This window comes from Micromonospora sp. NPDC000668 (assembly GCF_042897975.1).
In the GTDB taxonomy this organism is placed as follows: Bacteria; Actinomycetota; Actinomycetes; order Mycobacteriales; family Micromonosporaceae; genus Micromonospora.
This window is the reverse complement of the sequence record NZ_JBIAYP010000004.1, coordinates 420,413-443,961: the sequence shown is the minus strand read 5'-3', so window position 1 is coordinate 443,961 and position 23,549 is coordinate 420,413. Positions and strand designations below refer to the sequence as shown.

General features: G+C 72.4%; 21 protein-coding genes. 11 read left to right on the top strand and 10 right to left on the bottom strand.

Going from position 1 to position 23,549, the window contains the following annotated elements:
- Position 1 precedes the first annotated feature (1 nt).
- Both ACFY29_RS22860 and ACFY29_RS22855 read left to right on the top strand, forming a co-directional pair.
- On the top strand, positions 2–997 hold the full coding sequence (locus ACFY29_RS22860; RefSeq protein WP_328425003.1) for an ABC transporter ATP-binding protein: 996 nt from the start codon (positions 2–4) through the stop codon (positions 995–997).
- Positions 998–1,008: 11 nt separating this feature from the next.
- Positions 1,009–1,740 (top strand): ABC transporter ATP-binding protein, encoded by a 732-nt coding sequence (locus tag ACFY29_RS22855; protein ID WP_386989917.1) that lies wholly within the window; start codon positions 1,009–1,011, stop codon positions 1,738–1,740.
- Between the two features lie 602 nt (positions 1,741–2,342).
- Here the strand turns inward: ACFY29_RS22855 and ACFY29_RS22850 are convergent.
- Entirely contained in the window at positions 2,343–2,795 is a 453-nt protein-coding gene (locus ACFY29_RS22850; protein WP_386989352.1) for a GNAT family N-acetyltransferase, read from the bottom strand.
- A 74-nt stretch (positions 2,796–2,869) separates the two neighbouring features.
- On the opposite strand from ACFY29_RS22850, the gene ACFY29_RS22845 reads away from it, so the two are divergent.
- On the top strand, positions 2,870–3,382 hold the full coding sequence (locus ACFY29_RS22845) for a potassium channel family protein (RefSeq protein ID WP_386989350.1): 513 nt from the start codon (positions 2,870–2,872) through the stop codon (positions 3,380–3,382).
- Here ACFY29_RS22845 and ACFY29_RS22840 read toward each other — a convergent pair.
- Together ACFY29_RS22840 and ACFY29_RS22835 are read right to left on the bottom strand one after the other, a co-directional pair.
- The gene (locus ACFY29_RS22840) at positions 3,309–4,880 is read right to left on the bottom strand and encodes an alpha/beta hydrolase (protein ID WP_386989915.1); all 1,572 of its coding nucleotides are present in this window, start codon (positions 4,878–4,880) and stop codon (positions 3,309–3,311) included. The two genes, ACFY29_RS22845 and ACFY29_RS22840, sit on opposite strands and share 74 nt — an antisense overlap.
- Before the next feature lie 58 nt (positions 4,881–4,938).
- A complete protein-coding gene (locus ACFY29_RS22835; RefSeq protein ID WP_386989347.1) occupies positions 4,939–6,054 on the bottom strand; it encodes an ATP-dependent DNA ligase in 1,116 nt (371 codons plus the stop codon).
- A gap of 135 nt (positions 6,055–6,189) precedes the next feature.
- Here ACFY29_RS22835 and ACFY29_RS22830 point away from each other — a divergent pair, with 135 nt between their 5' ends.
- Complete coding sequence (locus ACFY29_RS22830) at positions 6,190–6,402, top strand: hypothetical protein (protein WP_328425011.1); 213 nt, start codon at positions 6,190–6,192, stop codon at positions 6,400–6,402.
- A 117-nt stretch (positions 6,403–6,519) separates the two neighbouring features.
- Positions 6,520–6,942 carry an SRPBCC family protein gene (locus ACFY29_RS22825; protein WP_386989344.1) on the top strand — a complete coding sequence of 141 codons (423 nt, stop codon included), beginning with the start codon at positions 6,520–6,522 and terminating at the stop codon, positions 6,940–6,942.
- Here ACFY29_RS22825 and ACFY29_RS22820 read toward each other — a convergent pair.
- Positions 6,917–7,411 (bottom strand): GNAT family N-acetyltransferase, encoded by a 495-nt coding sequence (locus tag ACFY29_RS22820; protein WP_386989341.1) that lies wholly within the window; start codon positions 7,409–7,411, stop codon positions 6,917–6,919. The two genes, ACFY29_RS22825 and ACFY29_RS22820, sit on opposite strands and share 26 nt — an antisense overlap.
- A 96-nt stretch (positions 7,412–7,507) precedes the next feature.
- Between ACFY29_RS22820 and ACFY29_RS22815 the strand changes: the two genes are divergently transcribed.
- Positions 7,508–8,011 (top strand): DUF1990 domain-containing protein, encoded by a 504-nt coding sequence (locus tag ACFY29_RS22815; RefSeq protein ID WP_328425017.1) that lies wholly within the window; start codon positions 7,508–7,510, stop codon positions 8,009–8,011.
- Positions 8,012–8,040: 29 nt separating this feature from the next.
- On the opposite strand, the gene ACFY29_RS22810 is transcribed toward ACFY29_RS22815, so the two are convergent.
- Positions 8,041–8,961, bottom strand: a complete 921-nt coding sequence (locus ACFY29_RS22810; RefSeq protein ID WP_386989337.1) for a DNA-3-methyladenine glycosylase family protein — start codon at positions 8,959–8,961, stop codon at positions 8,041–8,043.
- Between the two features lie 506 nt (positions 8,962–9,467).
- Here ACFY29_RS22810 and ACFY29_RS22805 point away from each other — a divergent pair.
- From ACFY29_RS22805 to ACFY29_RS22785, 5 genes are all read left to right on the top strand, one after another.
- Positions 9,468–11,285: a stealth family protein gene (locus tag ACFY29_RS22805; protein ID WP_386989335.1), complete on the top strand. Its 1,818-nt coding sequence runs from the start codon at positions 9,468–9,470 to the stop codon at positions 11,283–11,285.
- 183 nt (positions 11,286–11,468) lie between these two features.
- Complete coding sequence (locus ACFY29_RS22800; protein WP_386989334.1) at positions 11,469–13,115, top strand: stealth family protein; 1,647 nt, start codon at positions 11,469–11,471, stop codon at positions 13,113–13,115.
- A gap of 75 nt (positions 13,116–13,190) precedes the next feature.
- On the top strand, positions 13,191–15,221 hold the full coding sequence (locus ACFY29_RS22795) for a PIG-L family deacetylase (RefSeq protein ID WP_386989331.1): 2,031 nt from the start codon (positions 13,191–13,193) through the stop codon (positions 15,219–15,221).
- Positions 15,222–15,232: 11 nt separating this feature from the next.
- Entirely contained in the window at positions 15,233–16,267 is a 1,035-nt protein-coding gene (locus ACFY29_RS22790; RefSeq protein WP_386989329.1) for a hypothetical protein, read from the top strand.
- Positions 16,264–19,107, top strand: a complete 2,844-nt coding sequence (locus ACFY29_RS22785) for a stealth conserved region 3 domain-containing protein (protein WP_386989327.1) — start codon at positions 16,264–16,266, stop codon at positions 19,105–19,107. Before ACFY29_RS22790 ends, ACFY29_RS22785 begins: the two co-directional genes overlap by 4 nt.
- Before the next feature lie 119 nt (positions 19,108–19,226).
- Here ACFY29_RS22785 and ACFY29_RS22780 read toward each other — a convergent pair whose 3' ends face one another.
- The 5 genes from ACFY29_RS22780 to ACFY29_RS22760 all read right to left on the bottom strand — a co-directional run bounded on the left by ACFY29_RS22780 (position 19,227) and on the right by ACFY29_RS22760 (position 23,517).
- On the bottom strand, positions 19,227–19,877 hold the full coding sequence (locus tag ACFY29_RS22780; RefSeq protein WP_386989324.1) for a hypothetical protein: 651 nt from the start codon (positions 19,875–19,877) through the stop codon (positions 19,227–19,229).
- Positions 19,878–20,081: 204 nt separating this feature from the next.
- Positions 20,082–20,864 (bottom strand): anti-sigma factor family protein, encoded by a 783-nt coding sequence (locus ACFY29_RS22775; protein WP_386989321.1) that lies wholly within the window; start codon positions 20,862–20,864, stop codon positions 20,082–20,084.
- Complete coding sequence (locus tag ACFY29_RS22770) at positions 20,861–21,553, bottom strand: sigma-70 family RNA polymerase sigma factor (protein WP_328425023.1); 693 nt, start codon at positions 21,551–21,553, stop codon at positions 20,861–20,863. Before ACFY29_RS22770 ends, ACFY29_RS22775 begins: the two co-directional genes overlap by 4 nt.
- A gap of 128 nt (positions 21,554–21,681) precedes the next feature.
- Positions 21,682–22,539 (bottom strand): fused MFS/spermidine synthase, encoded by an 858-nt coding sequence (locus ACFY29_RS22765; protein WP_355603437.1) that lies wholly within the window; start codon positions 22,537–22,539, stop codon positions 21,682–21,684.
- Between the two features lie 18 nt (positions 22,540–22,557).
- Positions 22,558–23,517: a hypothetical protein gene (locus ACFY29_RS22760; protein ID WP_355603434.1), complete on the bottom strand. Its 960-nt coding sequence runs from the start codon at positions 23,515–23,517 to the stop codon at positions 22,558–22,560.
- Between the last annotated feature and the right edge of the window lie 32 nt (positions 23,518–23,549).

The following is a 23,549-nucleotide window of genomic DNA, read 5'->3' as shown; positions in this document are numbered from 1 at the left end:
GATGACCGCTACTGCCCAGGTTCCCGTGGCGCCCGACCTGGCCGCCCTGCAACAGCGGGCCGCGCAGCGCGCCGCCGAGCGGGCCGGCGGCCAGGACCGGCTGCGCGGGCACATCGTCTGCGACGGCCTCGTGCGCATCTTCAAGACCGAGGGGGTGGAGGTGGTCGCCCTGCAGGGGCTCGACCTGGTCATCGACCGGGGTGAGCTGGTCGCGATCGTGGGTGCCTCCGGCTCGGGCAAGTCGACGCTGCTCAATATCCTGTCCGGCCTGGACACCCCGACCGCCGGCATCGCCCGGGTGGCCGACTACGACCTGCTCTCGCTGTCCGCCAAGCGGCGGCTGAGCTACCGGCGGGAGCTGGTCGGGTTCGTCTGGCAGCAGACCGGCCGCAACCTGCTGCCGTACCTCACGGCGCTGGAGAACGTCGAGCTGCCGATGCAGTTGGCCGGCAAGCGCTCCCGGCGGGCCCGCCGGGAGCGGGCCCGGGAGCTGCTCGACCTGGTCGGCGTGGGCTACTGCGCGGATCGGCGGCCGGGGCAGCTCAGCGGCGGCGAGCAGCAGCGGTGCGCGGTGGCGGTGGCGGTGGCCAACGACCCGGAGGTGCTCTTCGCTGACGAGCCGACCGGCGAGTTGGACGAGGCGACCGGTGCGGAGGTCTTCGCGGCGCTGCGCACCATCAACGCCGAGCTGGGCGTGACCATCGTGGTGGTCACCCACGACCAAGCCGTGGCCACGCAGGTCCGCCGGACCGTCGCGATCCGCGACGGCCGGACCGCCTCCGAGGTACGCCGGACCGCGCGGGTCGGCGCGGACGGCAGCACCGAACTGGTCAGCGAGGAGTACGCGGTGCTGGACCGGAACGGTCGGATGCAGCTGCCGGCCGCCTTCGTCGACGCGTTGGCGATGCGGGAGCGGGTCCGGCTCGATCTCGAGCCGGACCATGTGCAGGTACGGCCCGGTGACCGGGCCTCGGATGGGCAGGAGGGGCGGGCGTGAGCCGTCGGGACATGGTGGTGACCGGCCCAGCCGGGGCTGGCGGGCTGGCCCAGGCCGGGGCGGTCCCCGGTGAGGTGGTCCGGGTCAGCGGCGTGAGCCGGACCTTCGGCCGGGGCGAGCACGCCGTGCACGCGGTGCGGGACGTCTCGTTCGGCGCAGACCGCGGCGAGTTGGTCGCCATCCGGGGCCGCTCCGGCGCCGGCAAGACCACGCTGCTGAACCTGATCGGCGGGCTGGACCGGCCGGACAGCGGCCAGGTGGTGGTGGCTGGGCACGAGGTGACCGCGGCCGGCGAGGCGGAGCTGCTGAAGCTGCGCCGGGGCACCGTCGGGTTCGTGTTCCAGACGTTCGGGCTGGTGCCGATCCTCTCCGCCGCCGAGAATGTGGGCGTACCACTGCGGCTGGCCCAGGTGCCGGCGGCCGAGCGGGAACAGCGGGTCGCAGTGTTGCTGGAGCTGGTCGGCCTGGGCGGGCACGCGGCGCAGCGCCCGTACGAGCTCTCCGGCGGGCAGCAGCAGCGGGTCGCGGTGGCCCGCGCACTGGCCAACGAGCCGGACCTGCTCATCGCCGACGAGCCAACCGGCCAGCTCGACTCGGAGACCGGTCGGTCCATCATGGATCTGCTGCGCGCGGTGGTGCACGCCCGAGGCATGACGGCGCTGGTGGCCACGCACGACCCTGCCCTGATCGACCTCGCCGACCGGGTGCTCAACCTTCGCGACGGCCGCCTGGTCGACGGCTGACCGCTGCCCTCGACCCATGGCCGTGGGCCGTGAGCCGTGAGCCGTGAGCGGTGCGCGTGGGGCCGTGGGCGGTGAGCCGCGAGCCGTGAGCCGTGGGCGGTGAGCCGTGGGCCACGGGCCGTGGGCACCGTGGGCTACGGGCTCGGCGAGAGGCGACCGGCAGGGGCATGTTCGCTCCCTGTCGAGCTGCCCCATATATGGACCGCGGAAGTCGCGGGCACGGAAGTCGCGGGCACGGGAGGCGTGGGCACGGAAGGGGCGGGCACGGAAGGCGCTGGCACGGGAGCCCAGGTGAGGGAGCCCAGGTGAGGAGCCTGGGTGGGGCGCCGCCGTCGGCTTGTTCGCAGTTCCGGATGTGGGTCACGGGGTGTTCGGGTGCGGGGGTGTGGAAGCTCGCCGTCGATGCGGTTCGCTGCCCCAGATCTGGGGCAGCTCGACAGGCATCGAGGGGCACCTGGGGACCTCGGGGCGTGATGGGGTCAGAGGCAGCCGACGGGTCGACGCCACCGACGGGTCGACGCCACCGACGGGTCGACGTCATCGACGGGCCGACGCCACCGGCGGGTCGACGTCATCGACGGGCTGGCGCCGTCGGCGGGCGGTCAGAGGGCGAGCTTCATGCCCTCGTGGCTCGCCACGAAACCGAGGCCCAGGTAGAAGCGGTGTGCGTCCTGGCGAATCTTGTCCGTGGTGAGCTGCACCAGCGCACAGCCGCGCTGCCGGGCCTGGTCGATGGCCCAGGTCATCAGCTCCCGGCCCAGCCCCTGGCCGCGCCGGTCGGACCGGACCCGGACCGACTCGATCAGGGACCGCTCGGCGCCGTGCCGGCCGAGTCCGGGGATGTAGGTGATCTGGAGGCAGCCGACCAGCTCGCCGCCCTGCTCGGCGACGATCAGCTGGTTGCGCGGGTCGGCGCTGATGTCCGCGAACGCCCGCTCGTACGCCTCGTCGACCTCGGTGAAGTCACGGGCCTTGCCGAGGACGTCGTCGGCGAGCAGGGCGATGACGGCGGGCAGGTCGGCCCGTACCGCCTCGCGGTAGATCATGTCGGTCATGCCGCTGAGCCTGGCACAGTGACGTCGGCGGATGGGTCGGTGCCACTTGCCGGGAGGGGGCAGCATAGGGCGGCATGGACCTTCTGTTCCTGCCGTTCCGGTGGATCTACCGGGCGTTGGTGTGGTTCGCGAACTCACCCCGCACGCTGATCACGTCGTACCTGCTGATGATCGTGGTGGCGGGGGTCATCTACGGCGAGGTCGAGCAGCGCAGCCCTGCCGACGCCGTCTGGTGGGCGGTGGTGACCGCGTCCACCGTCGGGTACGGCGACATCTCGCCGACCACCTGGGCGGGCCGGACGCTCGCCGCGCTGCTCATCTCGACCATGGTGTTGCTGGTGATCCCGCTGATCACCGCGCACTTCGCCAGCCGGCTCATCGTCGATGACGACGCCTTCGTGCACGAGGAGCAGGAGCAGCTCAAGACCGACGTGCGGCGGATGCGGGCGCTGCTGGAGGAGTTGGCCGCCCGGCAGGGCATCGAGCTGCCGCCGCTGCCGCCGACCCGGCCGGTCACCGAGCCGGGCAGCGTAGCCCGTCCCTGGGGACGGTCAGGTCGATCAGGTAGGCGTCCACCGCCGCGGTGATGCAGGAGGTCTGCGGGTAGGCGGTGTGGCCCTCGCCTTCCCAGGTGAGCACCCGACCGACGCCCAGCATCGAGGCGAGCCGGGGGGTCTGCTCGTAGGGCGTCGCAGGATCGCCGGTGGTGCCGACCACCACGATGGGCGGCGCGCCGTTGGCCCGGCCGGTCGGGTACGGGTCCCGCCCGCCCGGCCACTCGACGCAGCTCAGCATGCCGACCGCCAGCGCCGGCCCGAACAGCGGATACTTCGTGCGCCACTGTGACTGCAACTGGCGGATCTGGGCCCGGCTCGGCTTCTCCGTCTCGTCGGCGCAGTTGATGGCGAGGTTGGCGTCGAACAGGTTCGAGTAGTGCCCGTCGCTCTCCCGCCCCGCGTACGCGTCGGCGAGCCGGAACACGTCCTTCGGGTCACCCTCGGCCAGCCGGTCGATCGCCCGGGCCAGCTCCTGCCAGCCGGACTCGGTGTAGAGCGAGGAGATGACCGCGTAGAAGACCCAGCCGGGAGACGCCTCCCGCCCGTCGTCGCCGCGGACCGGCGAGACCCTGGCCTTGTCGATGGCCGTGGTGACGGCGGCGCGCGCGTCCGGTGCGATCGGGCAGCGGTCGGCGGTCGCGGCGCACCAGCGGGTGAAGTTGTCGAAGGCCCGCTCGAAGCCGCGGGCCTGGCTCTCCGAGCCGGCCACCAGCCGCTGCTGCGGGTCGACCGCGCCGTCGAGCACCAGCGCCCGCACCCGCTGCGGGTAGAGCTGGGCGTAGACGGCGCCGAGCAGGGTGCCGTACGAGTAGCCCAGGTAGGTGAGCTTGTCGTCGCCGACGGCGGCGCGGACCGCGTCCATGTCCCGGGCGGCCTGCTCGCTGCCGTACAGCGGCAACTGGTCGCCGTACCGGTCGCCGCAGCCGCGCCCGATCCGCTGGCTCAGCCCCACGAAGCCGTCGAACGCCGACTGGCTGGTCGGATCCGGGTCGTAGCCGAAGCTGGCGTCCAGGTCGGCGTCGGAGATGCACTTGACCGGGCTGGACCGGGCCACCCCGCGCGGGTCGAAGCCGACGATGTCGAAGCGTTCGGTGATCGTGGTGGGCAGCCCACCGAACTGGGTGCCGAAGGAGAGGTAGACGGCGGTGTCGACGCCGGAGCCACCGGGACCACCCGGGTTGATCACCAGCGAGCCGATCCGGTCCCGTTGCTTGGTGGATCGGGCGCGCAGCAGGGCGATCTCGAAGGTCTGCCCCGCGCCCGGGCCGGCGGTCGCCCCGCCGCCGGTGCCCCAGTCGCGCGGGACGGCGATCCGGGTGCACTCGTAGCGCATGTCCGGTGCGCCCCGCCCGACCAACTCGTCGGCCACCTCCGGGCAGGCTCGCCAGGTCGGGGAGCTGCCGGTTGGCGCCGCCTCGCCCTCCACCTCGGTGCGTGGCGCGAACGCCGGCAGGGTGCAGCCGGCGGTGAGCAGCGCGGCCACGGCGAAGCCGGCGAGAGTGCGACGGACCCGGCGACTGGTCGCCATTCGAGGCTGGTCGGCGGTGCGGGTCACGTGGTCCTCCGGAGTCGAGTCGACGGCCAGGCTACGCGGGGCCGGTGGCGGCCTGGTCCACGGTGGCCGCCGGGTCGCCGCGCAGCACCTGGTCCACATCGAAGCGGATCGGGCGCTCGAGCTGGTCGTAGCGGCACGAGCGAGGATCGCGGTCCGGCCGCCACCGGACGAACTGGGCGGTGTGCCGGAACCGTTCGCCCTCCATCGCGTCGTAACCCACCTCGACCACCAGCTCCGGGCGCAGCGGCTCCCACTCCAGGTTCTTCGTGCCGGTCCACCGGCTCACCCCGCCCGGGATGCGCTGGCCGCGCTCGTGGTCACCGTGCACCCACGGGTGCTCGCCGCCGGTGTCCCGGTAGGGCGCCAGCTCGTCGAGCAGCTCGGCCCGCCGGGCCATGCTGAACGAGGCGCTCACCCCCACGTGGTGCAGCACCCCCGCGTCGTCGTAGAGGCCGAGCAGCAGCGAGCCGACCACCGGGCCGGACTTGTGCCAGCGGAAGCCGGCCACCACCGCGTCCGCGGTGCGGGCGTGCTTGACCTTGAACATCAGCCGCTTACCCGGCTCGTACGGCAGGTCGGCCGGCTTGACGATCAGCCCGTCCAGCCCGGCGCCCTCGAAGACGTCGAACCACCGGCGGGCGGTCTCCGGGTCGGTGGTCACCTGGGTGACGTGCACGGGCGGGCGCACCCCGGACAGCGCCTCCACCAACCGCTCCCGGCGGCGTGGGTAGGGCTGGCCGACCAGGGCCTCGTCGCCGATGGCCAGCAGGTCGAAGGCGACGAAGTCGGCCGGGGTGGTCTCGGCCAGCAGCTTCACCCGGGACGCGGCCGGGTGGATGCGCTGGGCCAGCAGCTCGAAATCCAGCCGGGGCTGGCCGCCCGGGCCGTCCCGCCGGATCACGATCAGCTCCCCGTCGACCACGCACCGCTCGGGTAGCTGTCGGCGGGCCTGTTCGACCACCTCGGGGAAGTAGCGGGTCATCGACTTGCCGCCGCGGCTGGCCAGCTCCACCTCGTCGCCGTCGCGGAACACGATGCACCGGAACCCGTCCCACTTGGGCTCGTAGGTCACGCCGGGCGCGGTGGGCAGCTTGGGGACGCTCTTGGCCAGCATCGGCTCGACCGGAGGGTTGATCGGCAGGTCCACGGCGACCAGTCAATCAGACGGTGCCGACAGTCGTGAGGCAGATCACCGTGGGTGCCGGGGTGGCGTGTCCGCCCGCGCGCCGCTCGTCCCGACCGGGCGAATCAGATAGCCGCAGGTCAGAGCTAGTTTCGCGAGGTGTCCGAGTGGGTCTGTGACTGCTGCGGGCGGTGGCGGGTGAGCGTCGAGCTGATCCGGGGCCGCTACCGGTACCGGCTGGTCCGTCGCTACCCGGAGCAGTTCGGCGGCGGCAAGAACGTGCTCGGCGAGGTCGGGTCGGTGCCGGAGTTGGCGGAGCTGCTGCGTCGGCGTACCCCGCTCACCCTGGCCGACCTGCGCGAAGCCGCCTGATTCCCGGCGGCGCTTCCGCAGCATGGCCGGCCAGTGGTTGCCCGGGTCACTATCCGTCGGGCAGCCTCGTCTCCATGGCGCGGTGTCGCCGGGCGGCGCCGCCGGGGAGGAGACGCGATGCGGTTCGAAGCCGGTACGGAGATCGCCGCCGACGCCCAGCGGGTGTGGGCGGTGCTGATCGACGTACAGTGGTGGCCCGAGTGGACGGCCTCGGTGAGCCAGATCGAACGGGGAGAGCCGGGGCCGCTCACCGTCGGCGCGACCGCGCGGTTGACGCAGCCGAAGCTGCGGCCGGCGGTGTGGCGGGTCACCGAGCTGACCGAGGGGCGCGACTTCACCTGGGTCTCCGAGGCCCCCGGCGTGCGGACCCGGGCGGAACACCGGTTGCTGCCGCTGCCCGACGGGCGTACCCGGGTCGAGCTGGCCATCGCGCAGTCCGGGCCGCTGGCCGGGCCGGTCGGCTGGCTGTACGGCGGTCTGCTCCGCCGCTACCTGCGGCTGGAGGCCGACGGGCTCAAGCGTCGGAGTGAGCTGGGCTGACCGCCGGCTTCTCCAGTACGGCCAACCGGATGCCGTTCGGGTCCGGCCGGTGCGCCACGATCCGGTAGCCGTGCCGTTGGTACAGCCGAACGTTGCGGGCGCTGTCCGCGCCGGTGAACAGGGTGAACAGGGCCACCGAGGGCGGGCAGGCCGCCTCGATCGCGGCGAGCAGCCGACCCCCGACGCCCCGCCCCTGCTGGTCCGGGGCGACCGACAGCCGCCCGACGTGTGCGGTGTCCCCGTCGAGGTGGGCCCGCACGGAGCCGACCAGCCGGTGCCCCAGCCGGGCGGCGAGCACGGTGGTCGGGCCGGTCAACACCGCCCTGACCTCGTCCAGTGTCTCGGTCAACGGCGGCAGGAACGGATCGGTGTAGTGCTGCGCCTCGGTCAGGTACGCGGCGCGCTGCACGGTGAGGATCTCGCCGGCGTCCGCGACACCGGCCGGGACGATGCTCGCCTCGACGCTCATCCGGGCAGCACACCACAGCCCTCGCCGTCCTCGACCGGCGGCCCGCCCGGGCCGGCCGTACCCTGACGCGTGTCCGGACGAGGTCGAGGGGGAGCGGTGGCCGAGCTGACGTACCCGGAGGTGGGCCGGACCCGGCACGGGTCGCTGCCCGGCGGGTACCACCACCTGCGCCACCGGTACCCGCTGCCGGCCGGCTGTTTCGAGGTCGCGGCCGAGGCGGTGCTGAGCTGGCGGCTGCACCGCGCCGCCGGGGTCCGGATGCGGACCGACGCCCCGCGCGCCACCGAGGGCGTGCTGGTGACAGCCGGCCTGGGTGTCGGTCCGGCCCGCATCTGGGGGCCCTGCCGGGTGGTCTGGAGCGAGGAGTCGCCGGGTCTCGCCGGCTTCGGCTACGGCACCCTGCCCGGGCATCCGGAGCGCGGCGAGGAGGCGTTCGTGGTCGGCCGCGACGACGCCGGCGCGGTCTGGTTCGAGGTGCGGGCGTTCAGCCGCCCGGACCGCTGGTTGACCCGCGCCGCCGGCCCGGCCGTGCAGGCCGTGCAGCACACGTACGCCTGGTGGCTCGGCCGCACCCTGCGCCGGCTCTGCGCGGGCCGCTGACCAGCCGGCTGCTCAGGACCGCCGGCTGCTCAGAACCGGGCGAACGAGCGGATCGGGGCGCGGGGACCGTACTTCGGCGCCTGGATGCCGGCGGCCTCCAGCAGCAGGCACACCCGGCCCCGGTGGCCCCGGAACGGCTCCAGCAGGGCCAGCATCCGAGCGTCGTCACCCCGTGGCTCGCCGGCGAGCGCCCAGGCCACCGTGTTCGGGATGTGGTAGTCGCCGACGCTGACCGCGTCCGGGTCGCCGTAGGCGGTCCGGACCACCTCGGCGGCGGTCCACGGCCCGATGCCGGCGACGGCGGTCAGCCGGCGGGTGGCCTCGGCGGCGTCGGCGCAGCGCTCCAACCGGTCGGCGAGCGCGGCTACGCGGCGCAGCGTGTCGGCGCGGCGCTGCTCGACCCCGAACGGGTGGAACACCCAGTACGGGGTGGCGGCCACCGCGGCGGCCTCGGGCGGCAGCAGCAGCGGTTGCAGCGGACCGGGCGCCGGCTCGCGGAAGTGCCGCACGGTCGCCGAGTACGCCCGGTACGCCTCCTTGCCGGTGACCTTCTGCTCGAAGACCGCGCGCAGCAGCCGGGGGAAGACCTGTCCGGTGGCCGGCATCCGCAGCCCGCGATGCTCCCGGGCCAGCCGGGCGACCAGGGGGTGCGCCGCGGCCAGCTCGGCGAACCCGGTCAGGTCGTCGCGGAGCCCCGCGATCGCGTCCGCGCGGGCCAGCACGTGCTCGGCACCCGGCCCGTAGCCCTCGGCCACCAGCTCGCCGTTGGCTGGCCGAAGGGCGAGGGTGGCCGGTCCGTCCGGAGTGCGGGTGGCCCACCAGAAGGTGCCGGCGGCGACACGGGCGCACGGGTCGTACGGGCTGAAGGTGAGCGCCCGAACCGACGCGGCAAGCCGGTAGCCGGCCGGCGGGTGCAGCACCCGGGTCGCGGCGGGCTCGGTCTCGGTCACCCCGCCACTCTGCCAGGTCGCGGTGCGGCCCCGAGGACCGCATTACCGGTTCCACGGTCGGCTGGGGAGAAACGCGAGGACAGGTTCAGCCGGCCGTACCGGTGTGGTCGTACCGCCTGAACGGCCAGGATTCTTCCGGCGAATCGGCGCAGACCATCTTTACGTGACGATCTCCTGTGGGCCAGGAATCGATCCTATGGTTGTTTGATGGCCTGCGGGTGAACCTACTGCTCCGGGCCACCTGCGGCGGCCACCCTTTCCCGGCAATTGGGAGAGCGCGTGCCGGCCCGGAGATCGGTGCCAGCCGACAGACCGCGACAGCGCAGCGCGCGGACGGCACAGATCGCCACGCAGTGCCGACGGGGGACCTGTGAAAGGGCATGCAGTGATGGCTGCACAAGTGTGTCTCGAGTCAGCGCGCGACGAGTTTCAAGCCGCTACCGACCAGCAGGGCTGACGGTGATGGCTGCCGACGAGGCGGTCGTCCCGAGCGGACGGCCCGCCGCATGATCGCCCTGAAGATCTACCGACTCCTGCCCTCACCGGCGCGGCGTCGCCTGTTGGGTCTGCTGCCCGCGCACCGCAGGATCGGCCTGGTGCACGCCTTCTCGCGGCCGCGCGGCACCGACACCGTGCATCCGGTGGGTGCCCGGGTGAGCGTTCCCGACGGTGGCGTCCGGATCCAGGCCGAGGTGGTCGCCACGGCCACTCCGTTGCAGCTGTGGCACCGCAACCTCACGGCCGTCACCGCCGCCCTGGAGGCGGCCGGCATCGACTACCACTGCCTGCGCAACGACGACTACCTGCGTAGCTCGGTCGCGGTCCTCGACGATCAGCGGCCGGCGGTGGGTCGCCTGGTCCGGTCCGCGCCGGCGCTGTCCGGCGCACACGTCCGGGTGGTCAACGTCCAGCCCGGTCGGGACCGGCCGGACGCGGCCCCGGCCGAGGTGTTCCAGATTTGGTTCCCGGTGACCGACGCGCGGGCGGGCGTCGTCCTCGGTGCGCAGTTCGCTTGCGAGATCGAGTTCTGGACTCGGCACGGCGACGTTGTTCGCGCTCCCCGGCACAACGCGGTGATCGACGAAGCACCCGCCGAGGCGGAGAAGGTCCGGGTCGCCGCAGCACTGATCAGCCACTTCGTTCCGGAGGCGGACGATCACACCTACCGCACCCGCCGCGATCTCACGGTCCGGGCCCCGGACCGGGTGGGCTTCCCGATCGACGCCGTCTACACCTGGGTGGACGGGTCGGATCCCGAATGGCTGAAGCGCAAGATGGCCGCGCTCGGCACTCCCGATGGTCCCCTGCACGCGATCGCGGCGAACACCTCGCGCTACCACAACCGGGACGAGCTGCGGTATTCGATGCGCTCGTTGCACAGCTTCGCGCCGTGGCTACGCCGGATCTTCCTGATCACCGACAGTCAGCTGCCCAGCTGGCTCGATCCGAACCAACCGATGGTCACCGTCGTCTCGCACGCCGAACTCTTCGCGGACCTCGGCGGGCGCTCGTCGTTCAACTCACACGCCATCGAGTCCCGGCTGCACCGCATCGACGGTCTGGCCGAACACTTCCTCTACCTCAACGACGACGTCTTTCTGGGCCGGCCACTGCTGCCGACGCACTTCTTCCACGCCAACGGGATCGCCAAGTTCTTTCTCTCGCGGGCGCAGTTCGGGCTGGGCGAGGCGAAGCCCAGCGACCCACCGGTGAACGCCGCCGGCAAGAACAACCGCCGGCATATCCAGCGGCAGTTCGGCGTCACCATCACCCAGAAGATGAAGCACACGCCTTTCGCGTTGCGGCGCAGCATCATGCAGCAGATCGAGGGCATGTTGTCGACGGACGTGCTGGCGACGGCCCGGCACCGCTTCCGCCACCACGGCGACCTGTCCATCCCCTCCTCGCTGCATCAGTACTGGGCGTACCTGATCGGCCAGGCGGTGCCTGCCGACATCGAGTACGAGTACGCGGACCTCGGTCACCCCTCGACCCCGGCCCGCCTCGCGGAACTGCTGGCCCGCCGGCACCGTGAAGTGTTCTGCCTCAACGACACCGACTCCGATTCCCGGGCGATCGAGGAGCAGGAGAAGATGCTGGCTGACTTCCTGCCGCGCTACCTGCCCTTCCCGGCGCCCTTCGAGCTGCCCGACGACGTGGTCGCCGAGCGCAGGCGGTTGGGGGCCACCGCCCTGTGGCGTAGCTCCTTCCGGCCGGTCCCGGGGCCCCGTCGCGCCGCCCCCATTGATGCGCCGACCCTGCCGAACAACATGGTCAACACGGTCACCGACTTCAAGGCCGTCGTGACGAGGCCGGACGGCTGACCCGACTGCGCCGCCCCAGCCAGTGTTTCCCGTACACCATCCCTAGTGGAGCCCAGTTTGGTTCGCCCCGCACCCCAGCCGTCGTCGTCGGAGCCGCCACGGGCGCTCGCTGAGCCGTCGGGGCTCGTCGATGTCTACCGCCGGGTGTTGAGCGCGCAGACCCGTCGTGCCATCGCGACGAAGGTGAGTCCGCGAGCGCGCCACCAGCTGAAGCAGTGGGTCGCCCGGGCGTCCCGGGACGCCCAGGTGGCGGGGCGCCGGGGCGAGCGGCTGGCTCGGCGGCAGCCGGAACTGCTCGCCGGTGGCGACCGGGCGGTCGTGACGGCCGACCGCGCGTCGCGGATCGCCCGAGTCGACCCAGCCGTCACGCCGCTGCGGGCCCGGACGGCGAATCTGACGGCCGTGACCGCGGCGCTCGACGAGGCTGGCGTGGAGTACTTCCGCGTCCGCGGGCGGTCACACCGGGCGTCGGTGGTCGCCGTCGACGCCGCTGACCGCGGCCGGGTGTACGCCGCGCTCGCGGCGGCCTGCGGACGGGTGCCCGGCTACGTCTCCGTGCCCCGAAGCAGCGGTGAGCGGCCCCCGGCCGCGGGCTTCGAGCCGAAGACGTGGGACCGGGTTGCGGACGCCCCGGTCGTGCGGCTGACCTGGTACTGGACGGACTCCCGGCACCGGCTGGTGCTGGGGCTGGCGTACGGCTGCGACGTCGAGTTCTGGACCCGGCAGGGGGACACGCTCGTCGCCCCGCGTCGTAACCCGGTGGCGGAGCAGGTCCAGGTGTCGTCGCCTCCGGTCCTCGTGCCCGAGTCGTTGTTCACCGGCCTGGTGCCGCCGACCGCCAGCGCGACCGCTCGCAGCCGGCAGGAGTTCGCGGGGCGGCGCCCCGAGGACGTGTCCTTCCCCATTGACGTCGTCTACACCTGGGTGGACGGCACGGACCCGGACTGGCTGCGTCGGCGCGCCGACGTGACCGGGATTCCTTACCACGCCGAGGCAGCGAGCCCGGCTCGGTTCCTCAGCCGCGACGAACTCCGCTACTCGCTGCGGTCGGTACACCTGTTCGCGCCCTGGGTGCGACACATCTACCTGGTGACCGACGACCAGGTGCCCAACTGGTTGGAGCTGTCCGCACCGGGGATCCGCGTGGTCAGCCACCGGGAGATCTTCACGGACCCGTCGGTGCTGCCCACCTACAACTCGCACGCGATTGAGAGCCAGCTGCACCACCTCGACGGCCTCTCCGAGCACTTCCTGTACTTCAACGACGACGTCTTCCTCGGTACCGAGGTGCTCCCCCAGGATTTCTTCCTGGCCAACGGCATCTCCCGCTTCTTCCCGTCGCCGGCGCTGGTGCCGCCCGGTGCCCCGAGCGCCGAGGACATCCCGTCGTCGGTAGCCGGGAAGAACAATCGGGCACTGATCGCCGAACGCTTCGGAACCGTGCTCAACCAGAAGATGAAGCACATGCCGCACGCGCTTCGGCGCAGCGTTCTGTACGAGATCGAGCAGGAGTTCCCGTTGCCGCACCACGGGACCGCCGCCAGCCGGTTCCGCGGCATGACGGACATCTCGATCGCCTCGTCGTTGCACCACTACTACGCGTTCCACACCGGTCGCGCCGTGCCTGGCGAGTTGGAGTACGCCATCGCCGAGTTGTCCCACCCCGACACTCCAGCGCGACTCGCGCACCTGCTGGCCCGTCGGGACCGGCACGTCTTCTGTCTGAACGACGCGTTTTCGTCCGAGGAGGACCTGACCGCTCAGCTCGCGGTCCTCACGCCCTTTCTGGACACCTACTTCCCGGTGCCCAGCCCGTGGGAGAAGGCCTGACATGGTTACCGCGCCCCGTTCCACACCGTCTCGCGGCGACCGCCGTCGTCGCTCTCCCAGGCCGGGGGTAACGCGTTGTTCTGGTTGAGACACGGTGGCGGCCGGTCCGTCCCCACGTCGGCACGCCATCCTGCGGCTTACCTCCAGGTCGTCGCGCACCCCGACGACGACCTCTTCTTTCTCAACCCCGCCGTGCAGCAGGCGATTGGCAGCGGTTCCCCGGTCACCGCGGTCTATCTCACTGCCAGCGAGGCAGACGGCCGCAACGCTCCCCAGAACCAGCCCGATCGCCATGCCGTTCCGGTCGATTTCGCCGGTTACGCTGCGGCTCGCCAGAACGGCATCCGGGCGGCGTACGCGCAGATGGCTCTCGGCGACCGGCGGGCCGCCTGGTCACGGGTCGCCCAGGTGCTGGCGGGTGGCGTGCCGGTGGAGATCGCCACCCTGGTCGACGCGCCGGCCGTGCGGCTGGTCTTCTTCAACCTGCGGACGCAGGACGCCGTCGCGGACGAGCCGCCCCGGTGGCTCAGCGTGCTGTGGGAGGGACGCCTGGCTGCCCTGCCGGCCCTACGGCCGACGGGCAGCCCGTTGGAGGCCGTCGGCGAGTACGACCGGGAGCAACTGCTCACCGCGTTGACGGCGCTGCTGCGGGAGGTCGAGCCGACCGTCGTGCGGCTGCTCGACCCCGATCCGGACCACAAGACCTACGACGCCGCCAGCGGGCGGATCGCGTACTCCGACCACCTCACGCACACGGCCAGCGCGTACTTCGCCCTTGAGGCGGTACGACGCTACGAACAGGCCGGCGGGCGGCCGGTCCTGCGGGAGAGCTACCGGGGCTACTACAACCGGCACTGGCCGCGGAACCTTGGGCCGGGGGCGTTCGCCGCGAAGAAGGCACTGCTGGACATCTACGGCGGTGTCCCCCGGGACTGCGGGGACCCGGTGGGTTGCGGCGACTACCAGGTCGGCGACCAGGGTCACGTGCCCGGTTACGGGCAGAGCACCCATCCCCGCTATCCCGGGAGCGCATCCTGGCTGCGCCGACAGGCCGACGGGCGGCTCGCCGCGTTCGCGGTGCTCGGGGACCGGGCGGCGGTGTGGCGGGAAACCCGACCCGGCAGCGGGAATTGGCGTGGGCCCGATCTGGTCGACGGGGCAGGGCTGGTGCCGCACCTGTACGCGCTTCCGGGCGCCGACGGTCGGATCCACCTTTTCGGTGTCCGACAGGTGCTGGACCCGGCGCGGGAGGGACACCGGCGCGTTCTGGTGACCACTGTGGAGTCAGAGCCGGGCGGACCGTTCGGCCCCTGGGTGGAACTGGGTAATCCGGCGGACGGCGCCGTCGACGCGGAGGTGCGGCGGCTGGAGATGGGCATGCCGGTCGCCGCTGTCGGTGCCGACGGTCGAGTGCAGGTGTTCGTCCGTAACTTCGGGCGCGGCGTGAGCAGCCGGGCGCAGACCGGTCCGGATACCTGGGGCCCCTGGGGCGACCTCGGCGGCAGTGTCGTGCAGGAGGGACTGGCGGCCACGAGCGCCGCCGACGGTCGCATCGAGCTGTTCGCGGGCACCGACAGGGCGGTGCTGCACTGGCGCCAGGCCACAGTCGACGGGCCGTTCGAGCGGCCATCGACGTTGTCCGTTCCGGCCCCGGCGGGTCCGTTGACCGTCCTGCAGGAGCCCGGGGGCCGGTTGCTGCTGGTGTTCCGCGAGGCGGAGAGCGGTCGGGTGATGGCGTTGCGGCAGCGGGTCGGCGGTGGCTGGCCGGTCAACCCGGCGAGCCTCGACGGGCAGGGCGGCTTCGGGCCGGTAGCCGCGGCGGCGGTTCCCCGGGATCCCGGCGGGACGGTGCTGATGAAACGCGACGACGCCGGTACGACCAGCCTGTCCTGGCAGCCTGCGGGGCGGGGGGTGTCCACGGCGTGGTCCACCTCTGGTGTCCTCTTCGTCGGCTCCCCGGCCCTGGCGGTGGACGCCAGCGGACGGGCCGTGGCCGCTGTCGTCGGGGTGGATGGACGACTCTGGACGGCTAGGCAGCGCCGGGCGGGCTGTGGTGAGCAGTTCGGCAACTGGACGGCCATTGGGAATGGGCGGGGACGGGCATGAGCGGGACGGGCATGAACGGGGCGCATCTGCGCGATCTGGCGTCCGACGCGCTGCGGCGCTGGCCACGGCTGCGGGTCGCCCTGCGCCGGGCCGACCGGCAACTGAGCCGGCAGGTGGCGCAGCTGAAGGGCACCGTCCGGACACCGGCTCCCCGACGGCTCTTCCGGGCCGCGCTGCCGGCCGGACCGTCGATCCAGGCACGTTTCGTGGGCGTGCTCGACGGTCACACCCTCAACCTGGACCTCGAGGTGCCGTCCGCGCTCGCCGCCGACGTCGTCGGTGCCGAGCTGCACCTCGTCCGCGGGAGTACGCGGCTCAGCGCGCCCGCCGACCTGCGGCACGGCAGCGGAGGTCTGGCCGTGTCCACCGCCCTCCTGCTCTGCGGTAGGCCGGGTGGACTGGATCTTTCCCCGGGCGATCCGTGGCGGGTGGAGTGTCGCCTCATCAGCGGGTCCGGTGGGGGAGATCCCGTCCGGGTGGTCGGCGGCGCGACCGAACGCCCTGCGGGCCCGACCGTGTCGGCGCCGCCCTGCCCCGACTCGGGATACCGGTACCGACCGCTGACCGACCAGGCCGGCCGGCTCGCGCTCGCCGTCACGGCTCCCGGGGCGCTGGCCGAGCTGACCGACGTCCGACTCGACTGGACCGGTGCGAGCCTGGACGTGCGGACGGTCGGTTGGCAGCCAGACGGGCCGGTGGAGGTCGGGTTGGAGCCGCGGGGCGGCGGCGAGTCTTTCCGTGTCCGCGGCGAGCCGGTAGGCACGGAACTGCTGCGGTTCGCCCTGCCGCTGTCGCCGATGACGGAGGTGGGACGCGTTCGGGAGAGGATCTTCGACGTCCGGCTGTACGCCGGGTCGCGCCGGCTGCGTGTCGGCACCGTGCTGCACGATCTCGCCAACCCCAAGAAGTCCCTGCGTCCGGCGGCGGCGATCGTCTGGGCCGCGCCCGGCCGGTCGGTCCGTGTCCGCCCCTACTTCACCCCGGCCGGCAGCCTCGCCCTGGCCTGCCTCCCCATCCAATCCCGCCCGACGGACGGCAACTCATGAAGATCACCTATTTGCTCACGTGGGCTGATGCCATCGGTGGCACCGAACGCACCGTCCTGCGACAGGCGAACTGGTTGGCCCATCGGCACGAGGTGGAGGTCATCGGTGTCCTCCGCACCCGCGACGAGATGCCCTTCGAGGTGGACCCCGCGGTAAAGCTGGTGCACCTGATCGACACTCGCGGAGGCGTGTCCCGGCCGGTGCGCGGCGGGATGCCCGACGCCATCGCCGAGGCGCTGGCCGCCGCGCCCAGCACGCTCGTCCGGCGACACTGGGAGGGCGCGTTCTCCGCGCTGTCCGACCTCGAGCTCGAACGCGTGCTCGGCGAGACCGACGCCGACGTGGTGGTCACCACCACCCCCGCACTGCTCGCGGTCGCCGCGACGCTGCTGCCCCGACGCGTGGTGATCGTCGCGCAGGAGCACCGCGTCGCCGAACTTCGGGGCTCCTCCGGCGAGCCGTTCGGGCTCTTCGCCGCCCGGGCCGACGCGATCGCGCTGCTCTCCCGGCCCACCCGGGACTGGTTCGCCGAACTGCTGGCGGACGCCGCTCCCCGGCTGGTCGTGCTGCCCAACCCGATCGAGGAGGGTTACCGGCCACGGTCTACGCGGGAGACCCGTACCGTCGTGATGGCGGGTCGGTTGAGCCCGGAAAAGCAGTTCGAGCACGCGATCGCCGCCTTCGGCCAGATCGCCCCGGACCACCCCGACTGGCGGCTGCGCATCTTCGGGGGCGGTTCACGGACGCGCCTCGAGGAGCGCATCGCCGGCCTCAAACTCGGCAACCAGGTCCAACTGCTCGGCCCGACGGAGAGCATCGAGGACGAGTGGGCCAAGGCGTCGGTGGCGATGGTGACGTCCCGCGTCGAGTCCTTCGGCCTCACCCTGATCGAGGCGATGAGCGCCGCCGTACCGGTGGTGGCGTACGACTGCCCCAACGGGCCGCGTGAGGTGATCGAGGACGGCGAAACCGGGTTCCTCGTCGCCGCCGACAACATCGACGAACTCGCCGCCGCTCTGCGGAAGCTCGTCGAGGACGACGGCCTGCGGCACACGATGGGGCACGCCGCACTGCGCGATGTGGAGCGCTTCTCCGTCGAGCGGGTGATGCCACAGTGGGAGCAGCTCTTCGCCGATCTGCTCGCTGATCGGGGCCGTCCGGGGTGGACCGATCGGCGACTCGCCGCGGTGGCCGCGCACCGGGCCCGGAGGGCGGCACCGAACGTGGTTCCGACCAAGGCGGCCGCCCAGAGCGTGGGCGAGGTCGACGTGGAGGCATGGGCTGCCGGAGTCGAGGCCGGACGGGACGACCTGATCTGGACGCGGGGGCAGTTGACGCGCCTCCGGGACTCCACGCCGTACGAGGTCGCGCGGGACAATCTGGACCTGACCGTGGACAGCCTCGACGCCGGGGGCATCGACTACTTCCTCGTCCGACAGATGTCGCCGACATTCCGGGTGGCGGTACGGGAGGAGGCCCGGCAGTCCGTCGTGGCCGCCCTCGCCCGCCGGCACGCGGATCGGCCGGTCTACGTGGAGGCCTTCGACCAGCGGAACCGCACCATGGGGGTCTGGCCGGCGGCGGCCACGGTCGGGGTGGCCGCCATGGCGACGGCCGCCTGGCTGCGGGTCTTCGAACCCGCGATGACCCTGTCGCAGACGCTGCGGCTGGGCACCATCTACGGGTGTGCCCTGGAGTTCTGGCAGACCGCCGAGGACGGACCGGACCTCTGCGGCCCGACCCGGACGTTGGTGGGGGAGCGGCTGGCCGCCGAATCCCTCACTCCCGCCGCGGTGACGGTGGGTGAGCGTGACTACCGATCCGTCGAACCATTCACCCGACGGCTCGCCGACGAGATCACTTTCCCCATCGACGTCGTCTACACCTGGGTCGACGGGGCGGACCCGGCCTGGGCGCGCCGCCGCGCGCAGGCACTCGGGATCGGGTACGCCGAGCAGGGCGCGTTGCAGGGCGCCGAACGCTTCCGCAGTCGGGACGAGCTTCGGTACTCGCTACGGTCGGTCGATCTCTTCGCGCCGTGGGTGAACCGGATCTGGATTGTCACCGACGACCAGGTGCCGGACTGGCTCGACACCGGGCATCCGAAGATCCGGATGGTCGACCACAGGGAGATCTTCGCCGACCCGGGCGTGCTGCCGACGTTCAACTCCCACGCCATCGAGACACAACTGCACCACATCGAAGGGCTGTCCGAGCACTTCGTCTACCTCAATGACGACGTCTTCTTCGGCCGGCTCTTCGGTCCCGACATGTTCTTCGACCCGGGTGGGCTGCCCAAGGCGTTCAAGAGCCCCACCCAGATCCCGCTCACGCCCACTGGCCCGGACGACGAGGCGTTCGCGGTGGCCGCCAAGAACAACCGGCGGTTGCTGGAGGGAGCGTTCGGCAAGACGCTGATCCACGCGTTCCTGCACGCTCCGCACGCACACCGACGCAGCACCCTCTACGACATTGAAGCGGCGTTTCCGGAGCAGGTCCGGCGGACGGCAGCCAACCGGATCCGGTCGACCGACGACGTATCCATGCTCTCGTCCCTGGCGCATCACTTCGGTCTGATGAGCGGACGGACGACGGGAGGATCGGTCCGCTGCACCTTCGCCAACGTCGGGCTGGCCGCGCACCTGCCGCGGCTGGACAATCTGCTGGCCGGTCGAGCATTCGACGTGTTCTGCCTCAACGACTACCACGACGGCGACGTGCCGGCTGAGGACCAGGCAAGGATCATCGAGGCGTTCCTCGGTGCCTACTTCCCCATCGCCAGTCAGTTCGAACGGGGTAGTGAGCGCAACCGCCGGCTGTCCCCGGCCCGGGGGCGGTGACGACGGCACCGGACCTGCCGGCATGACGGTGGTCGGCCGCGCCCTCCCCGGCTGCGACCGACCACCGTGCCTTCTGACGTGCGGGCTCAGAACGAGGGCGCCCTCGTGCCGAGCGGGACTCAGTACGAGTAGCCCGAGCTGCCGGCGTCGCCCGTCCCGCTGTCGGCCGGCGGGGCGACCGCCTTCGGCGTCGAGGTGGGCAGGCAGCTGAGGTTCTTCTTGCCGTCCGGCTGGACCACGAACCAGGTGCCGCCGACGGCCTGGCCCTTCCACTGGCCGGGCTTCTTGTCGCCGATGTAGCGGTACACCGGCCAGCCGCCGACGGTGAGCTGACGGGTGCCGTCCTGCCGGGTGACGCTGCCGACCTTGTCGTCGGAGACGCCGGTGAGCTGCGGGTTGCCGTCGGTCAGTGCCGGCGGCCACACCTGCGCGCACTTGTCGACGCAGTTCGACGCGGGCGGGTCGGCGGTGTCCTTGTCGAAGCGGTACAGGATCCAGCCGTCCTGGTCGGTGACTACGCTGCCCATCCGGGCGACCTTCTTGCCGATCAACTGCTCGGTCAGGTCGACGTTCGCGGGCGGCGGCGCGTCGGCCACCGGGGCCTCCGCAGACGCCGAGGCCTCGGGTTCAGCCGTTGCGGTGGGCTCGGCCGCAGCAACGGCGACCGGCTCGGCCGCGCCCGGGTTCGCCCCGTCGTAACCTGCGGGAGCGCAGGCCGTTAGTGCGACCATCGCGCTCACGACGATGACGGTCCGCTTCATCTGTGCCACGTGCCCTCCTCATTCTTGGCAGTTCACCCATAGGTACGGCAGGAGGGCTGTCAAGGTTGAAGTAGTAACAGTGGTCAATTTCACTTGAATTGGTTGAACCGATTCGGGCGGTCGTCCGTATGGCACTGCACGGGACCTTTCCCGTACAACGACAGATCGGCGCCGGCCATTGTGAAAATGGCCGGCGCCGACGCGGTACGCGACTTACATGGGCACCGTGACCAGCGGGCTGGCCACCCCGTTGCCGTCCACCGACTGCACCTGGAGCTGCTTGATGTCGCCGACCGGAGCCGATGTCGAGGCGCTCAGTTCGAGGCCCTGTGGCCGGGTGTTGGTGCCATAACCGCCGGCCGGCACCGACCAGGTCGAGATCACCTCGGTGGAGGCGTTCTTGCGCACCACCACCAGTCGGCAGGTCCGCGGGCCGGGCAGTTTCCGCAGGTTGAAGTTGATCCGGGTGCCGTAATCCCGGGTGACCAGGAACATCGTCGTCTGCACGCCCGTGGTCGGGTCGGTGGCGTCGACCTGGTCGCCCTCCTCCTCGGTGCCGCCGACGCCCGGGCCGGTCGGCCCGCCCGTCGGTCCGCCGGTCGGCGGATCGTTCGTCGGCGCGCTCGGCGTCGACTCGGCGAGCACCCCCGGCGGCTCGCTGTCGGTCAGGCTGACGAAGCCGAACCCGGTCAGGCCGCCGAGCACCACCACCGCCGCAGCGGTGGCGAGCATTTGGCGGAACCGGGTGCGCCGCCGGTCGGCCCGGACCGCGACCAGCGTCCGGTCCAGCAACGCGGGGTCGGTGGCGGTCTGCTCCAGCGCCATCATCGTCTCGCCGTCGATGTCGGAGAGCAGCCCGACCACCGGCACCATCGTCTCCAGCTCGGCCGCGCACGCCCAGCAGGTGGCGAGATGCTCCTCGAACCGCTCGGTGTCCTGCTCGTCGAGTACGCCGAGCGCGTACGCGGCGACGTCCATATGTTCTGGCCGGCTCATTCTGTCACCCCCCGCTCCTGCAGAGCCGTGCGAAGCGCACGCAGCGCGTAGTAGACCCGTGACTTGGCGGTGCCGAGTGGAAGCCCCAACTCCTCGGCGGCCTCCGGCACCGTCCGCCCCCGGAAGTACGTCGAGATCAGAATCTCGCGGTGCGACTGGCTCAGCGTACGTAGTGCGTCCGCCACCGTCATGGTGCGCAGCACACGGTCGGTGCTGTCCGCCTCGGCGAACGCGGTCAGATCCCGGTCGTACGTCTCCGGCGGCCGGGCCTGCTCACTGCGGTGCTCGTCGATGGCGATGCGGCGGGCCACGGTGACCAGCCACGGCCGCAGCGAACCCTGCCCCTGCGCCCCGAGGCGGTGCGCGTTGCGCCAGGCCCGCAGCAACGTCTCCTGGACGATGTCCTCCGCGCGCTGCCGGTCCCCCCCGGTGAGCCGCATGACGAACATCAGCAACGGACCGGCGTGCTCGGCGTAGAGCAGCCGGATCAACTGGTCGGAGTGGCTCGCCTCGGTTGACGTCGCCTGATGGCGCCCGGGCGCCGGTCGCGGCGTCACCGGACCATTCTGGCGAGAGGTCGCTCGGGCGTCGACCCCTCGGGCAGACGAGGTTGGCCGCGATGAGGACCGCGCGGACAACCAGTCCGCGCGAACCGCGTCGCCATGCCAACCGGCCGCCACCGCGTGCATGCAGACCTCCGGGGTGTCCGTGACCAACGCCGGCCCACGAGGTGGGCCGCCCGGTGGTACGCACCGCCACCCCCGAGCGGATCAACGAACCGCGAAAAAAGTTTCTGCACAGCCCTCGGACGGGCCGGTCAGCGGCGGACGGAGAACAGGCCCGGCGGTGGCGGATCGGAGCCCGTGGCGTCGGCGTCCCGCACCACCGGCGCACCGCTGGCGAAGCGGTCCAGCTCGTCGCCGGCCACCACCCGGCCCGGAAACCAGTCGCCGGCCGCCCGGCGGGTCAGCTCGGGCACCGGGGGCGTGGTCCGCCCGGCGACCAGCACCAGGTTGCCGTACCGCCGGCCGCGCAGCACCGCCGCGTCCCCGACCAGACAGGCCTGGGGCAGCACCGAGCGGACCGTGGCAACCTGCCCGCGGGCGTGCCGCAGCGGCGGGCCGTCGGCCAGGTTCGCCAGGTACCAGCCCGCCGGGCGGAGCACCCGGGCCACCTCGGCGGCGTACTCCACCGAGGTGAGGTGGGCCGGGGTGCGGGCACCGGCGAACACGTCGGCGACCACCACGTCGTAGCTGGCGTCCCGGGTGGCGGCCAGCACGGCCCGGGCGTCCTCGACCCGGACCCGCAGTCGGGCGTCGGTCGGCCAGGGCAGCGCCCGGCGGACCAGCTCCACCAGAGCACCGTCCACCTCGGACACCCGCTGGGTGGAGCCGGGCCGGGTGGCGGAGACGTACCGGGGCAGGGTCAGCGCGCCGCCGCCGAGGTGCAGCACCCGCAGCGGCTCGCCGGCGGGTGCGATCAGATCCAGTGCGGCGGCCAGCCGCCGGACGTACTCGAACTCCAGGTGGGTGGGGTCGGTCAGATCGACGTGCGACTGCGGCGCGCCGTCCAGCAGCAGCGTCCACGAGCCGGGCCGGTCCGGGTCCGGCAGCAGCTCAGCCTGCCCGGTGTCCACCTGCTCGACCAGCCGGTCACCTGCCCGTTTGCGTCCCATCGCAACCAGTATCCGCGCTCAGCGGGCGGCGCGGGCCGCGGCGGTCAACGCGCGGTGCAGCAGCCGGGAATCGCCGAGCAGTGCCCGCAGGCGGCGCTCCAGGCCGGCGATCGGGATCAGGTTCTGCGGGGCCCTCGGGTCCTTGTACGGGGTGGAGGCGAACCGGGGCAGGGTGACCAGCGACAGGTCGGCCAGCTCGATCGCCGCCTCGATGGGCAGGTCGGCGGAGCACTCCACCCGGACGATGCCCGCCCACGGCGCGCCGAGCGCCACCGGCAGCCGCAGATACCACGACCAGCCACCCCAGGCCGTGCCGAGCCGGAACACCGGCGAGCGCTCACCGGGCGCCAGGCTGGTCACCACCGTGGTCAGCCGGGCGTCGAGGTACTGACTGTGCTGCGTCTTGATGTAGCCGAGCGTGCGCGGCAACTGCCGGCGGCTACGCAACGGGCCGTCCACCACCAGCAGATCGCCGTCGACCCGGGCGGCGTCGGAGACCGCCACCTCCAGCGCGGTCAGCGGGCCCTGCACGGCGGCCGGCAGCTTGGCCAGCTCACCGGTGCCGCCCACCCGGTGCACCGGGTAGCGGATCGCCCCCGCCACCACGTCCTGCGCCGACGGGCTGGCCGTGAACAGACCCCGACCGACCCGGGTACCGGCCAGCTGCGCCGCGCCCCGGCCCAGGTCGCAGCGAACCACCCCGGCCGCGTACGAGGCGGCCAGCCCGGGGAACGACGCGCCGTCGGCCTCGGCCGTCCAGATGCTCGCGTCGATCCGGCGTACCCCGTCGACCAGCAGCACCACGTCCGGCGCCCGCACCCCCGGCCGTACCCCGATCGCCCGCCAGTCCACGGCGGGCAGTTCCACGTCCGCGTCGACCTGCGCGCTGCTCGGCGTCGCCGGCCCGGAAGCGGACGCCTCGAACGACGCCCCGTACGCCGGGTCCCACGAGTCGACGAAGAACGCGGCGTCAGTCACCGAATGAGCCTTTCGTTCGCGACTGAGGGGCT

Coding starts and splice junctions, on each gene's coding strand:
- ACFY29_RS22860 (WP_328425003.1), top strand. CDS start 2: ATGACCGCTACTGCCCAGGTTCCCGTGGCGCCCGACCTGGCCGCCCTG.
- ACFY29_RS22855 (WP_386989917.1), top strand. CDS start 1,009: ATGGTGGTGACCGGCCCAGCCGGGGCTGGCGGGCTGGCCCAGGCCGGG.
- ACFY29_RS22850 (WP_386989352.1), bottom strand. CDS start 2,795: ATGACCGACATGATCTACCGCGAGGCGGTACGGGCCGACCTGCCCGCC.
- ACFY29_RS22845 (WP_386989350.1), top strand. CDS start 2,870: ATGGACCTTCTGTTCCTGCCGTTCCGGTGGATCTACCGGGCGTTGGTG.
- ACFY29_RS22840 (WP_386989915.1), bottom strand. CDS start 4,880: ATGGCGACCAGTCGCCGGGTCCGTCGCACTCTCGCCGGCTTCGCCGTG.
- ACFY29_RS22825 (WP_386989344.1), top strand. CDS start 6,520: ATGCGGTTCGAAGCCGGTACGGAGATCGCCGCCGACGCCCAGCGGGTG.
- ACFY29_RS22820 (WP_386989341.1), bottom strand. CDS start 7,411: ATGAGCGTCGAGGCGAGCATCGTCCCGGCCGGTGTCGCGGACGCCGGC.
- ACFY29_RS22805 (WP_386989335.1), top strand. CDS start 9,468: ATGATCGCCCTGAAGATCTACCGACTCCTGCCCTCACCGGCGCGGCGT.
- ACFY29_RS22790 (WP_386989329.1), top strand. CDS start 15,233: ATGAACGGGGCGCATCTGCGCGATCTGGCGTCCGACGCGCTGCGGCGC.
- ACFY29_RS22785 (WP_386989327.1), top strand. CDS start 16,264: ATGAAGATCACCTATTTGCTCACGTGGGCTGATGCCATCGGTGGCACC.
- ACFY29_RS22775 (WP_386989321.1), bottom strand. CDS start 20,864: ATGAGCCGGCCAGAACATATGGACGTCGCCGCGTACGCGCTCGGCGTA.
- ACFY29_RS22770 (WP_328425023.1), bottom strand. CDS start 21,553: ATGCACGCGGTGGCGGCCGGTTGGCATGGCGACGCGGTTCGCGCGGAC.
- ACFY29_RS22765 (WP_355603437.1), bottom strand. CDS start 22,539: ATGGGACGCAAACGGGCAGGTGACCGGCTGGTCGAGCAGGTGGACACC.